This window comes from Akkermansia muciniphila, assembly GCF_018709685.1.
GTDB lineage: Bacteria > Verrucomicrobiota > Verrucomicrobiia > Verrucomicrobiales > Akkermansiaceae > Akkermansia > Akkermansia muciniphila_E.
This window is the reverse complement of record NZ_JABDHQ010000002.1, coordinates 160,794-174,612: the sequence shown is the minus strand read 5'-3', so window position 1 is coordinate 174,612 and position 13,819 is coordinate 160,794. Positions and strand designations below refer to the sequence as shown.

At 62.7% G+C, this 13,819-nt stretch carries 8 protein-coding genes; 6 read left to right on the top strand and 2 right to left on the bottom strand.

Annotated features, from left to right (window positions below):
- The first annotated feature begins 173 nt into the window (after positions 1-173).
- Positions 174-1,034, top strand: coding sequence for a PEP-CTERM sorting domain-containing protein (locus HHJ06_RS02165; protein ID WP_215427149.1), 861 nt, complete (start codon positions 174-176; stop codon positions 1,032-1,034).
- A gap of 187 nt (positions 1,035-1,221) precedes the next feature.
- Here HHJ06_RS02165 and HHJ06_RS02160 read toward each other — a convergent pair whose 3' ends face one another.
- Positions 1,222-3,300: an alpha-L-fucosidase gene (locus HHJ06_RS02160; RefSeq protein ID WP_215427147.1), complete on the bottom strand. Its 2,079-nt coding sequence runs from the start codon at positions 3,298-3,300 to the stop codon at positions 1,222-1,224.
- 192 nt (positions 3,301-3,492) lie between these two features.
- On the opposite strand from HHJ06_RS02160, the gene HHJ06_RS02155 reads away from it, so the two are divergent.
- Both HHJ06_RS02155 and nadD read left to right on the top strand, forming a co-directional pair.
- Positions 3,493-4,170 carry a M23 family metallopeptidase gene (locus HHJ06_RS02155; protein ID WP_022396555.1) on the top strand — a complete coding sequence of 226 codons (678 nt, stop codon included), beginning with the start codon at positions 3,493-3,495 and terminating at the stop codon, positions 4,168-4,170.
- A gap of 22 nt (positions 4,171-4,192) precedes the next feature.
- Complete coding sequence (gene nadD, locus HHJ06_RS02150; protein ID WP_215427145.1) at positions 4,193-4,768, top strand: nicotinate (nicotinamide) nucleotide adenylyltransferase; 576 nt, start codon at positions 4,193-4,195, stop codon at positions 4,766-4,768.
- Between the two features lie 20 nt (positions 4,769-4,788).
- On the opposite strand, the gene truA is transcribed toward nadD, so the two are convergent.
- The gene (gene truA, locus HHJ06_RS02145; protein ID WP_215427143.1) at positions 4,789-5,580 is read right to left on the bottom strand and encodes a tRNA pseudouridine(38-40) synthase TruA; all 792 of its coding nucleotides are present in this window, start codon (positions 5,578-5,580) and stop codon (positions 4,789-4,791) included.
- 114 nt (positions 5,581-5,694) lie between these two features.
- Between truA and HHJ06_RS02140 the strand changes: the two genes are divergently transcribed.
- From HHJ06_RS02140 to HHJ06_RS02130, 3 genes are read left to right on the top strand one after another with little or no spacing between them, the layout of a single operon-like run.
- Positions 5,695-6,993: a hypothetical protein gene (locus HHJ06_RS02140; protein ID WP_215427141.1), complete on the top strand. Its 1,299-nt coding sequence runs from the start codon at positions 5,695-5,697 to the stop codon at positions 6,991-6,993.
- Between the two features lie 14 nt (positions 6,994-7,007).
- A complete protein-coding gene (locus HHJ06_RS02135; protein WP_215427140.1) occupies positions 7,008-12,179 on the top strand; it encodes a hypothetical protein in 5,172 nt (1,723 codons plus the stop codon).
- Positions 12,166-13,797: a hypothetical protein gene (locus HHJ06_RS02130; RefSeq protein ID WP_215427139.1), complete on the top strand. Its 1,632-nt coding sequence runs from the start codon at positions 12,166-12,168 to the stop codon at positions 13,795-13,797. Before HHJ06_RS02135 ends, HHJ06_RS02130 begins: the two co-directional genes overlap by 14 nt.
- Positions 13,798-13,819: the final 22 nt, after the last annotated feature.

Here is a 13,819-nt window from a genome sequence, read left to right as displayed (position 1 = left end):
TATTGTTGGAGTTCTACCTTGTGATTTAACGGGAGGCTGATTGGCTCGTTTTTTGTTTTTCCGGACGTGCTTTCCCGGCGGGGCTGGGGGCCGGGTCTTCCTTTCGGGGCCAGTGTCATTTATGGGTCATCTGTTGTGCAATACGGAACCGCGGCGGTTTCAATACACTTATCATGACCAAGATTGCCATTGCCCTGTTATCATTGACCGCGCCGCTGGTGTACGCCGCCGTGCCTGCCAGTTCAAGTCCCGGAGCCCCGGTTCCCGGTGATGAGGCGGTTATTAAAATGGATGCCGTGCTCCCCCTTTCCCGCGAGATGGTGAAGGCGGTTAATGACGGCGGAGCCCTGGCCGTTTCTTCCCCCGCCTTTCCCTCCGGTTATTACATCGTTTACCGTTTTGTTTCTTCCCGCGGGGATGTGGTGCAAGCCTTCTCCGTGGTAGACGGAAAACCGCTCCAGGGGGTGGGAATGGCTTTGCCCGTGCAGGTGAAGGCCAGGGGGATTCTGAATGAGGATGTTTCCTGGAAGCTGGAACGGGAAATAGCGGCCATGTTTTCCTACGGCAAGTCCTATATGCCCCATAGCGAGGAAGTCATGGCCCGTGAGGCCGTGTACGGCCCTCTGTCCGGATCACTGGTGTCCCGTGGCGGCGGGGGCGGTTTTTACGGCGGCCCTCCCAGAATAGCGGGTGGATTTGCCGCAGACCATGTCAAGCCTGAGGTGCCGGACAGCGGAGTAAGTTCCAAACCGTCAGATGACAAGGGCAAGCCCTCTGTTCCGGATAAAAATCCGGGGGCCGGTCCTTCCGCTGATCCGGAACAGGATGAGAATGACGCCATCGTTGATTCCGGTGAGAAGGAACTTTCCCTGGAATCCCTGATCACGGGAGATGCCCTTGAGGCTCCATCCCTTGAACCCAAAAAACTTCGTCTGGCCAACAACTTGAAGGCGGCACCCGTACCGGAACCTTCTTCGGCCATGCTGGGGGCGTTTGGCATTGCCTGCCTGCTGATGCGGCGCAGGAGAAATTAATCGTTCCGTTCCGGTTATCCGGTCCGTTTTTCCCATGCCCTTTATCCGGGCGGGAAGGGCGGCATGGTTTCTCCCTTCTCCCAAGCATGGGCAATGCAGGGTTACGGCCCGTAACAGGCAGGATCATGAAAAAGGCGTTCCGGCCTTGAAAAACCGGAACGCCTTGATGCGGAAAAGAGGCGGGATTTTATTTGCCTGCCGGAGCGCCGAATACGTTGATTTCCGCGGCGGAAGCGCTGTTGCCGTCCAGAGAATTGGTGCCGGTGAAGCGGAAATAGCGCACGGGTTCGTTGACGTTCTTAAGGTTGACGGATTGTTCAATGGGATTGGCGCGGAGGTTGGAGAATTCCCCTTCCGCCGCCTTCGTCCAGGTTTTTCCGTCCGGACTCACTTCAAACCGGTACTTGTCCGTCATTCCGGACGTTTTCCCGTCCTGCCTGGGCAGGTAGGAGAAGCTGGAGACCTGGTAGGGCTTGCCCATGTCCACAACAAAGGATTGAGGCGTTTCCGCTTTGGCGAACCAGGAGGTTTCCGGGTTGTCGTCAATAGCCGCTGCGGCGTTGCCGGAGGTGGCGTTTTTCACCTTCCAACCGGTTTTGCTGATGCCGAACTTGGCCTGGCTGACGGGACCCAGCTTGCCATTGGAGAATTGGCAGCGTGCCTTGACGGTGCCGCTTTCCTCGAATTTGGCACCCTGGCTGTAGACGGGGGAACCTGCCTTGGGTTCGCTTCCGTCCGTCGTGTACAGGATCTTGTTCTTGCCGTCCGCCAGGATGATGAGGTTGTCTCCACGGCGGAAGATGGAGGGCCGCACCGCGCCTGCCGGCTGGCGGAAGAGGGAGAATTCAGAAATGCAGGGCGTCGCCTGGCTTCCCGTGATGCGCAGGCGCAGCTTCTGGGTGGTGATGGGGCGGTTCAGGCGGCGCATGACCTGGTTGCCGATGGTTTTTCCTTCATTGTCGATGCAGACCCATTTGCCGTTGATGAAGGCGTCAATGTTAAAGGAGTCTACACGCTGGCCCAGGCGGATTTGTTCGCGGAGGCGGATGACGTCAAAGGTAGCGGGCTTGGGCAGGGTAATGAAGGCGGTGGGCGTCAGGTTGTCGTCCTCCACGGCCCAGTAGGTCTCCATGTTGCCGTCCGTCATGTTGGAAGGGGCGAATTTCTTGTCATTGCCGCGCGTCTGGCTGGCCGTGACAGTGGCGCCCAGGGCGTAGTCCCTGGCATACAGCTTGTCGCGCAGTTCCTTGAATTCCATCAGGGATTTGACGTCCGCGGGGTCCAGCTTGCCGGTCTTGTCCGCCGCCACGTTCAGGATAAGGTTGGCTCCGCGGCCTACGGAGTCAAACCACACCTGCATGAGCTCTTCCGGGGATTTGACGCGGGACGCCTGCCCCTGGTGCCAGAACCAGCCGGAATGGTTGATGGTGGTATCCCCTTCCGCCGGCACCCAGCGTTCTCCGCCGCGCCTGCCGGTGCCTCCGCCTCCGCCATTCAGTCCCACCGTGCTCCAGTGGGGATAGTTGACGTGGCCTTTTTCAGATCCGCCCCAGCGGGCGTCGCCGTAGTGGCCCGCGCCCCAGATGATGCAGTTGGGCTGGATTTTGCGGATCATTTCCACGATTTTTTCAAAGTTGTAGTACTTTTCCGCATCGCCGATGTTACGCTTTTCCCTGGCTCCGCCGTAGTAGCCGTCCCCCCCGTTGGCTCCGTCAAACCAGATTTCAAAGACGGGGCCGTAATTGGTCAGCAGTTCGCGGATCTGCTTGTAGTAAACGTCCAGGTAGCCTTCCTTGCCGTAGTCCGCATTGTTGCGGTCCCACGGGCTGAGGTAAGTGCCGAATTTGATGCCGTTTTTCTTGCAGGCCTGGGCGAATTCCTTGACCACGTCCCCCTTGCCGTTTTTCCACGGGCTCTTGGTGATATTGTGGTCCGTGGACTTGGTGGGCCATGCGCAGAAGCCGTCATGGTGCTTGGCCGTATAAATCATCCCCTTCATGCCGCCTTTCTTGAAGGTGGAGACGATGTCGGAGGCATTGAAGTCCGTCGGGTTGAAGATTTTCGGATTTTCGTCCCCATATCCCCATTCCCTGCCCGTGAAGGTGTTCAGGCCGAAGTGGATGAAGCCGTAGAATTCCATGCGCTGCCAGTTGACCTGTGCGGGGGTGGGCACCGCTCCGTAGGGCTTGGGAGGGTCCGCGGCCCATCCGGGCAGCATGGAAGAGGAGAGAATTGTTCCAAGGAAGAGGGAGGTAAGCTTGTTCATGCAGAAAAAAACGTGTGTTGCCAAATACGGGAAAAACTCATTCTTTCTTTCATACGGGGGGCTGGCTGTCAAGTTGAAAGGGTTTCGCGCAAAGGGGGCGGAAGGGGTTAGTAACTTCTAACTTCGACATACGGGGAATTCGGCTTGATCCGGGACTGGCGCCCGTTTAGCATACGGAGGACTTTTGCTCCTATGTCCTATTTCCGTTTTTTACTGCTGGCGCTGGTTCTTCTGACCGGGTCCGCGTTTATCAGCGAGAGCGCTCCCGTCTACATGGCCCGGCGGGACAGCAAGTTCGCGCTCGTCCCCCTTTGCGACGGTTTTGATTTTCCGGTAGGCAAGCCTGACGGCAACGGCTATTACCGGTCCCGCGGCCTGCGCGTGAAAAGCCCCCGCCACATGGGCGAGGACTGGAACGGCAACAGCGGGGGCAATTCCGATCTGGGCGATCCCGTTTATTCCGTTGGCCACGGTGTGGTGACTTACGCGGCGGACGCCCGCGGCGCATGGGGGAAGGTGGTGATCGTCCGCCATGCCTTCCGGGAGCCCAAGTCCGGAAAGGTGCTCTGCTGCCAGACGCTTTACGCCCATTTGAACGATATTAACGTAGTGCTGGGCCAGCTGGTGTTGCGCGGCACGCAGGTGGGCACCATCGGCACGAACCGCGGGATGTATCCGGCCCACCTTCACATTGAATTGCATTACAATCCGGACGTGAATTGCGGCCAGCAGGGGATTCCCAAGACGGAGCGCAATTACGGGCGACTGACGGATTTTATCACCCGTTTCCGCCGCCTGCCTCTGGAAAAGAGGATGGTGCGCGTGCCTATCGGCGGGTTCCTGCCTTACAAGGGCACGGAAGGTCTTTGATGTTTTTGATGAATGACGGACGGTGAAATTGTGCATTTTCGGCGGTTCGTTTGATCCCGTGCATGAGGGGCATGTTCGCGTGGCCGCCCATGCCCGTGACTATTGCGGGCTGGACCGCGTTCTGTTCATGCCGTGTTCCTTGTCTCCGTTGAAGGAGCAGGCTCCCGCCGTAACGGATGACCAGCGCTGCCGGATGATTGAGCTGGCGCTCCGGGGGCTGGACTGGGCTGTGCTGGACCGTACGGATTTGACTCTTCCCCCTCCCTCATGGTCGTGGAGGGTGGCTGAGTGCGCTGCGGAGCGTTATCCCGGAGCGGAGCTTTTCTGGCTTATGGGAAAGGACCAGTGGGATTCCCTGGAACAGTGGGGCCGCTGGGAGCATCTGGCCGGACTGGTGACGTTTATTGTGTACCACCGCGGCGGCGAGCCTCTCCCCAGGGAGGGGGTGCGCGCCGTTTTTATTGAGGGGGATGAACCCTCCTCCTCCACCCGCGTGCGGCATGACCTGCGCGCGGGCGTATGTCCGGTGCCTCATTTGAATCCGGAGGTGGAGGCGCTGATCCGGCGGGAGGGTCTGTACGGCGTGAAACGGAGATAGGGCTGCGGGCCGTCTTTGGCTTATTTAGGCCGGTTTTCCTGGGGTTCCGCCGGGTAGTGGACCCGCATCAGCGTGAGGCCGTCCGGCGGAGCGCAGAACGGGCTTTTATCCTGCGGGCGCGGAGAGTTGATGAGGCGCGCCAGCTCGTCCAGCGTGATTTTCCCCCTGGCCGCTTCATGGGCGGCGCCTGCCATGAGGCGCACCATCTTGTAGAGGAAGCCCGTTCCGGTGAAGGTGATGAAGACGTGGTCTCCCTTTTGCTCCACTTGCGCCCGCGTGATCGTGCGGCGGAAGTGGTCTTCCGGGATGGGGCGCGGTTCATTGCCGCGAAGGGCCGCGAAGGCCCTGAAGTCATGCGTTCCCGTAAAAAGGAGCACGGCTTGTTCCAGGGTTTCCACGCTCCAGGCTAGCGGACGGTGCCAGGCCAGCCCCGCGTCAAACGGGCTGAGGATGCGCGCGCGGGAGATGCAGTAGCGGTAGGTTTTTCCGGCGGCGCTGAACCTGGCATGAAAGCCGGGGGCTGCGTATTCCGCGTGCATGACCCGGATGGTATGGGGAAGGCGGGTGTTGAGGGCGGTGGGCCATTTGTCCGCCGGAATGCGGTGGGTATCCGGCGCGTCCACATGAAAAACCTGGCCCAGGGCATGCACGCCGGCATCCGTCCTGCCGGAACCGTGGATGCGGACTGGAGAGCCGAAGAGGGCGGAAAAGGCGCGTTCCAGGACATCCTGTACGGTACGGCCCCCCGGCTGGCTCTGCCAGCCCAGGTACGGGCGTCCATCGTACGCGGCGGTGAAACGGATGCGGGGCATGGGGCTGATTGTGTTGGAACGGTCCGGTTTTGGCAAGAGGCAAGTGCCGGACGGTAACGGTTTGGAATGGATGCCGGGCCTTCCGTCCCCTTCCTAGCTTGGAGGCCATTAAAGATGGCTATACGAATACAGGATTTTGGGATGCTGCATGTGGCGCCGGATTTGTCCGGCGTGGTTCCGTTGAACGCGTTTGAAGCGCAGGCCGCCGGAGTGCGGAACCTGGCTGCGGGCGTGATGGAACTGGCCGGAACGGCGGGAACCGCCGTGAAGGAGATGCAGGAGGTGAGGGACGCCGGACAGTGGGCGGAGGCCCGCAACGGCCTGTACCGTTTTGAACAGGACGTGATGCGGGAATTGGAGGCCGGGGGGGAGCCGGAGCACGTTCAGGAAAGATGGAAAAAGGCGCTCGCGGAGCGGCTTCCCTCCTATCTGCCCGGCAGGATGTCCGCTCCGGTACGGGAGAGGGTGGAGCTGGCGAGGGAGAATCTGGAGTCTGCCGGAAGCATTTATTTGCAGAAGATGTCCCGCCTGGGGCAGTTGGAGGAAGCGCGGCGGGCCTGGACCGGAGGGGTGGAATACGCCGTGGAGCAGGGAGAGGCCGGACTGGCTGAACGCAGGATTGAGGAAGGCCGCGGCGTTTTTGTGACCGGGGAGGAGGCCGCCCGCATGGTGGAGGATGCCCGCAGCCGCGTGGCCCTGAACCAGGCGGTGCAGGAGGTGCGGCGCGATCCGGTCCGGGCGGTTCGTCTTGTTTCCGGTGGCGGGAAACCGCCGCAGACCCCGGAGGAAAGGAAAGTGGCGCAGGAGGCCGTTACGGCGTATGGAGAGCTGAAGCGGCGTTATGCGGAATCCGTGGCGCGCACGGTGTCCGGGGGAGGCCTGCTCCGGGATGAAGGGCTGGCGAATGCGGAAAAGTACGGCTTGATCAGTTCCGGGCAATTGAGGCGTTATACGGAGTCCCGGGACCGGAGGCGGGAGGCGGAGTTTTCCGGCGTCAGCGTACCGGAGGACGATAGACTGTTGTGCCGCATGACCTGCCTGGTTGATGAGGATTGCGGTGGGGAGGGGGATGCGGACGCCATGATTGAAGTGGCTACTTCCGGGCTGCCTGCTCCGCAGGTGGAAAGGCTCCTCCGGAGGCGGGAGGTGATGATGCAGGTTCCGCAGGAGACGCGCCGCGCGGCTTCCCGCCGCTTGTCCTCCCTGTTCCGCAGCGGAGCCTGGGGGCCATCGGAGGACGCGCGCGCCGTGGAGGAATGGAAACGCGTCCAGATGGAATTGATGGAGGCGGTCAGAAGAGCCCCGCAGCAGCCTGAGGCGGAGCTTGAGAAAGTTTTTGAAAAGGAAAACCGGCTTCAGGATGAGGGCTGGGTGGGATTCAGGGATATGAACAAGGGAAAGGAAGGCAAGTAATGATGGAAAATGAGATGAATCGGGAAAAGGCAGGAACCCTGCCGCTGGAAGATGGAGCACCGGAAAGGGCTCCCGTGCACAGGGAGGAAAGTTCCGCTCCGGCAGTGACCGGGCCCTCCGGAGAAGCTTACGGCACGCGGGAGAGCCCGGAGCGTGAGGCGGCGGCGCGTGAAGAATACTGGAACAGCGTGCTGACGGGGGACGTGATGACGATTCCCCTGGAAGTGAGGCGCAAGGCGGAAGCCGTGTATCCGGCGGGAACGGCTGACCGGGAGCGGGTGGCCGCATGCGTGATGCAGTCCTGGGTGGCGGATTCAGGGGAGATTCCCCGTGAACGCATCCGGCGGGACTGGAAGGGAATACGGGAGCAGGTGGCGCGGCAGTACGGCGCGTCCGGCAAGTCTGATGACGAATTGTTTGTGGCCGTCTCCATGCACAACCAGGTGCGCCTTTCCCAGCGGGAAACGTTGTTTGAACTGTATCAGGAGGAGTATGACCGGACGCTGGCCGGAAACAGGGAGGCTCCGGATGAACGGCTCCGGAAGGCCGTTTCCGCCTGGCCGGAGGATTTGCAGGCCGTAGCGGAACAATTGAAGAACCGGGCCGTGTCCGATGCCCTGGATGACAGGAACCGGCTGGAAGATGCCGCCGGAATGATCCGGAAGGGGCTGGAGGGGCTGCTAGCCAATGAAGCTCCCGCCTCGGGAGATTTCCCCGCCGTGCAAGTGAACCGGAAGGTAGCCGCCGGTGTTCCGGATGTGGTGCGTGCCGTGGATTGCCTGGCGTCGCTGGAGGAGGGGGACCGGCAGAAGGTATACCGCATGATGGCCTCCAGCCTGCGCTCCCGCCCCGATTTCCGGGATGCCCTGGGAAGGGCGCTGAAGCGCGGCGCGGCGGAGATGGCGGAGAATGTGGTCCAGCTGGCCGTGAACGGTGCGGCCTGGACCCTCCCGGAAGGAAGTGAGAAGGAGACGCTGGACAGGTATTCCAGAAGCTTTGAGGAGCTGCGGAATTTTGCCAGGATGGAGTTCGCCCCCCTGCGCGGAGGAAAGGATGCCCCCTGGTTCCGGGAACTGCTGGTGGACATGGCCCAGCAGGGCGCGTCCACGGCGCTGGCGTTTGGCGGCCCGGCGGGGCTGGGCGTTCTGATGGCCGGGGAAACGGGGCGTCATATGGCGGATGCGCGCCGCATGAATCCGGAAGGCGTGTTTGACGCGCAGATGGGCGGGGCCGTGGCGTCCGGGGGGATAAATACCCTGCTTTCCTTCGGGATGACGAAGCTGGGCCAGCGTATGCTGGGGCAGGGAATGCGCGCCTTCCGGGCCGTGAGATCCGCCTCCGGCGGCATGGGGGCGGTTCTTTCCGGAACGGGCTCCATGGCGGCTGATGCCGTGAAGATGGCGGCGGAGAACAAGCTGATGGAGCTGACGCCCATGGTGGTTCAGGAAGGCGTGGGAGCGGCTACGGGCAAGGAGTCCGGCGTGGATTGGGAAGGCTGGAGGGAAAGGCAGGTATCCTTGGACGACCAGTTGAGGGAGGCCGCCATGATGATGCCCTTCCTGCTGATTGGAGCCGGGAAGGCTTCCCTCCACCATTTCCGCCATGCCGGAACGCTGCTGGGTGATGGCGCGCCGCTGAAGGCGTTCGGCATTCCGGATGAAGCGGCGGCCCGCATCCTGCGGGAGAAGGACGTACGCCGCGCCGGGGAGCTGCTCCAAAAGTCCCTGCGTGATTCCCCCCTGTGGGGGTCCCTGTACATTTCCCGGAAGGCCATGGAATGGTCCCGTGTGCTGGATGAGGCCGGAGAACCCTTTTTAAGGACGGAGCAGGACGTGCGGGATTTTCTGGAAATGCCTTCCCCCGTCCGGACGAAGCCCTGGAAGATGAGGGATTTTCCGGAGGCGGAAGCGGTGTTGAAGAAGCTTTTTCCGCACCCGGACCATGCGGAGGCCAGGACCAAATGGCTGCTGCGGGCCGGATTGCCGCGCGTGGGAGAATCCGCCGGGGCGGACGGACGGCGCGTTTATGAGGCGGACCCCGCGCCCGGCGTGGAAATGAAGAGGACGCAGGGCCGCCATTCCGTGGAGGAGGCCCTTTCCTCCTGGTATGAGGCCCTGTGCCGTATGGAGGAGGAAGACCTGGGGCTGGCCCGGAACAGGAACGGCCGGGAAATTCCGTGGCGTTTGAGGAATGCGGCGGATTATGACGTGCATGCGGACGGCTTGCGCCGGGCGTTTGTGGAAGACAGGCTCAAAAGGCGCGCCTACCGTCCGTATAGGATGCTGCTGCTGGCTTATCCGGAGGAAGCCGGCCGCGGCGCGGGCTTTTCCGGCACGGATTGGGATGCTCTTACGGTGGAGATGGACCGCCGGACGCGCGCGAATGTTTATGAGGGGGTGATGGAGCGGGTGCACGGCGCTTCCCATGAGGAGGTGTCCGCCCATGTGGCCCTTCGTTTGTGGGAGTCGTTCTGCCGTAACGGGGAGGCTTGCTCCAGGGCGCGCCGCTGGCTGGAGGAAGGCAGCGCCCTGCTGCGCGCTCCGGAGCTGCTGGAACAGGCTTCCGGACCGGACGGGCTTCCGTCCGCCCTGTCCCGGATGAGTTCCATGATGGCTTCCCTGGGGGACCGGGAGCGCCACGGGGTGAGTCCGGAACTGCGGGAAATGAACCGTTTTGTGTGGGGAACCCAGGCGGACGTGAACAGTTTGTTCCAGGTGCTTCCCAACATGAAGGAGTTTGACGTTCATGTGGGGCGCGGCTATACGCCGGTGGAGAGCTATGGCCGGCTGCTGTCCCGCTTTCTGGAAGTGGAGCCGGAGCATGTGGCCCGGTATGCCTCCGTTCTGGATGCTTCACGTCTGGATGCCGGGCCGGCGCAGGCCGCGCCGCGCGTCTATCCGGGTACGGAGAAGGCGGTGGAGAACCTGTCGCGCCTGACGCCGCGCCTGTTCCAGTCATCGCGCGGAAACAGGGAAGGAGAAAGGCTGTGGAGGGTGAAATACCCCAACGGCAGGTGGTCGGACTGGCACCCTTCGCGGGAGGCTGCCGGGGCGGACCTGATGGCCCATGTCTCCATGATGTTTTCCCCGGCCTGCACGGCCAAGAAGGATTTGATCCGGAGCTGGGAGTGGCATGCCCGCAGCGGGCATCCGGAATGGGATACCAACTACCTGCGGCTGACTTCAGGGCTGGAAAACGCGCATGGGGAACGTCTCTCCTGCCTGTACGACAGCCTGTCGTCCATGGCGGTGGCGGATATGCTGAAAGCCGGTTACGGCGTGCGCGGGGCCGTGGGCTCCGGTGACCGCCTGGAGGTGACGGGCAGGGGACGCGTAGCCGCTGAAACGCTGATGAGCCCGGATGCCCTGAAGGAACGCATGGACATTCACGGCAAGTATGTGGGCGAGGCGCAGCGGCTGGGGGTGGATGCGGACAATATGCCCGTTCCCACGGCCAAGGGGCTGGTGATGCACCGGCTGCGCCTCCATAACACGGACAACCCCCTGGCCCTGATTGAGGACAAGGCGGAGGTTGTCTGGGACCGGCTGATGCGCACGGACCAGCTCTCTCCGGAGGGCGCGTGGGAGATGCTGAAGCGCCTGGGCCGTGTGCCGCGGCGCCGGAAGCTGCCGGGAGAGACGGAACTGATTGAAGAACTGTCCCAGCTTTCCAAAGAGTACTTCTTTGCACATCTGGATCATGACGCCGTTCCGGAAACGGTAGCTTCATGGGCGCGTTACGGGGCCGCAAGTCCGGACAGGGCTCCTGAACCCCTTGAGGGGTTGGTGCTCCGTGCCGCGGAATTGAAGAAAACGCTGAAGGAGGGGCCGGAGACTGCCGAGTTCATGGGCATGCTTCATGAAACCGTGGGGATGAACGACCGGATACGGGCGGAACGCGCCTGGAATGCCGGCGGCGCGGAGGTGCGCCTCCCCATGATGGAAAGGTATGCCCACAGCCTGATGACCGGGAGGCTTTTATCTACGGCCCCGGACCACGTGAAGGAAGACCTGGTGCGCGCCCTGGCTGCACTGGATGGATACGGCGGCGGCTCAACGCGCCGGATGGAGCGGCTGGCGGAACACCGCATGGCGGAACTGGCCCGGGCGCTCCGGGAGTTTCCCCAGTTGAATTCATGGCGTGCGGATCCGGAGCATCCCGGCCTGTACCTGCATTTGGTGAAGCGCCCGTTCCGGGCCGGGCACGGAACCCTGCGGGCTAAAGGCGTTTCCCTGTCCGCGATGGGCGACCCCCTCCCGGAGCCCGTTCTGGATGCTCCCTCCTATGTGGAGGAGGAGTTTTCCGTCAGGCGCGGCGTGGCTGCCCCTGCCGCGTGGCGCAGCCGTCCGGACGTGGTCCGTGCGGTGGAGACGCTGGACGAGGTGAGGCGCAACTTTGCGGACCGCCCGGAAGCAGCGGAGTCCGGCATCGTCTGGCGGGGCAAAACTTACCGCATTGATTCCGCCGCGGTTCCCGAGGGGGTGCCCGCGTGGTGGAGCCGGGAGGTCCCCCTGGATGAAGCCGCCACCCTGATTGATGTCCTGGACCATCGGCAGGATGAAGTGAGGGGCGGCATGCTCCCCTTCCTGCCTGATCCGGAGGAGGCGCGCGCGATGTATGCCAATTGCGTGATTTACCGTGACCCGGACGACCCGGGGCATACCGTGCGCCTGATGCCGGGCATTCCGGAGAGCCCCGTGCGGCAGGCGCGCGCTCCGTACGTGGTGCATGCGTGGAACGGTGCCTATCTGGACAGGCACGGTCTGCCCGCGGGTGCCGGACGGGATTCCTATATTCCACTGGAGTGCTTTACGGGGGCCGGAGAGGAGCCCACTCCGGAGACCGCGAGGGAGAGCCGGGCGCGGTCCCTGGGCCGGATTCTGGAAACGCTGGGGGATGCGGATGCGCAGGAACGCTTCTGGTGGAACAGGGAACAGGCCGTGGGATGCTTCATGGAGGACGTCATCCGGCTGTATGAGGAGCTGGGCGTGCGGGAAAGTTATTTGCGCGGCAGGCTGGACCTGCTTGACCCCGTCATGGTGCAGGCTCTGCGCTTTGTCTCCCACGTGCTGAACGATCCCCTGGCGTACCGCCTGCCCCTGGACAAGGGGACGGAGGCCCTGAGGGGAATGACGGGCGAGGGCGCCCTGCTGAAGGAACTGGTGGACGAACATGGAAACTTCTGATCATCTGACGGAGTCCTGGAGCCTGCCGTGGCGGTCCGTGCTGTCCAGCCAGCTCTGGCGGCTGGAACACCTGTACTGGATTGAGAACAAGGCGGGGCAGCTCCAGCGTTTTTCCCTGAACAGGGCGCAGCGGCGGCTTCATGAGCGGCTGTGGTACAGGAACGACATCCTGAAGGCCCGCCAGCTTGGCATTTCCACGTATGTGGCCATGCTGATGCTGGATATGAGCCTGTTCCGGTCCAATTTCCACTGCGGCATCATTGACAAAAGCCTGCCGGACGCCCAGCAGAAGCTTGCCAAGCTGCACTTCGCCTGGGACCATCTGGATTACGTTCCGCCCAATCCTTCCGCGATGGATGTGGCCCTGGCCCGGCTGGGAGAGAGAATCAAAAGCCTCTCCGGCGTGGAGAAAAAGGGGGTATGGCGTCCCTGTACGTCTGCGCGCACCCGTCTGGCTTTTGCCAACGGAAGCGATGTGCGCGTGGGAACGAACCTGCGCGGCGGCACCATGCAGTTCCTGCACGTCTCCGAGCTGGCGCACGTTTCCGTGCATGCCCCGTGGCGTGCCAGGGAAATACGTACGGGGGCGATCAATACGGTGCCCCCCGGCGGTTTTATCCTGAAGGAGAGCACCCATGAAGGGGGGCGGTACGGCGTGAATTACGAGCTGACGCGCCAAGCCATGGAGAACATGGGCAAGGGCGAGTTGTCTCCGCTGGACTTCCGGTTTTTCTTTTTCAGCTGGTTTGACCAGGAGGAATACACCTTGCCCGGGCGCGGCAGATGGAGCCGGGAGCTGGACGAGTATTTCCTTTCCCTGGAGCGGGACACCGGGGTGGTGCTGGACGCGGGGCAGAAAAGATGGTACGCCCGGATGGCCCGCGTGATGGGAGCCTCCATGAAGCAGGAGTACCCCGGAACGCCGCAGGAGGCGTTTGCCACCGGGGAGGAAGGCAGCATTTACGGCAGCCGCATCATGGCCCTCCGGGAACAGGGGCGCGTGGGGATGGAGTTTCAGGCGGAGCCGGAAGCCCCGTCCTTCACGGCGTGGGACCTGGGCCTGAGCGACCATACGGCCATTTGGCTGGTGCAGGTGCTGGGGGACAGTTTCCACTGGCTGGACCATTATGCCGCCAGCCAGGAGCCCCTGGCCCATTACGTGGAAAAAATGAGGGAATGGGAGAAGCGGCACGGCGTGACGGTGACGGCCCACCTGCTGCCGCATGATGCCGCGCGGAGGGATGCCCACGGCGTTTCCTACGTGGAGAGCATGGCGCGGCTTGGATTGGCTAATGTGCGCGTCGTTCCCAGGACAACGGACGTCTGGCGCGGCATCAATACGCTGCGGGAACTGCTGGAGCGCAGTTTCTTCCATGCCCGCACCCAGGAAAGGATGCGCAACGGGCGCGGGGGAGAGGAACCGGGCGGGGTGGAGCATCTGGAGCTGTACCGGTCCAGGCCGCCCGGCGCGGGAGGCGCCGTGGCGGAAAGCCCCGTACATGACGGACATTCCCATACGGCGGATGCCGCGCGGACCTTTGCGGAAGCGTGGTCCCACGGTCTGCTCCACGGCCCAGGGAATGACGGCGGGCGCGGCAGACGAGCCCGGATGTGGTAGGGACGCGGAGCGGGAAAAGGAA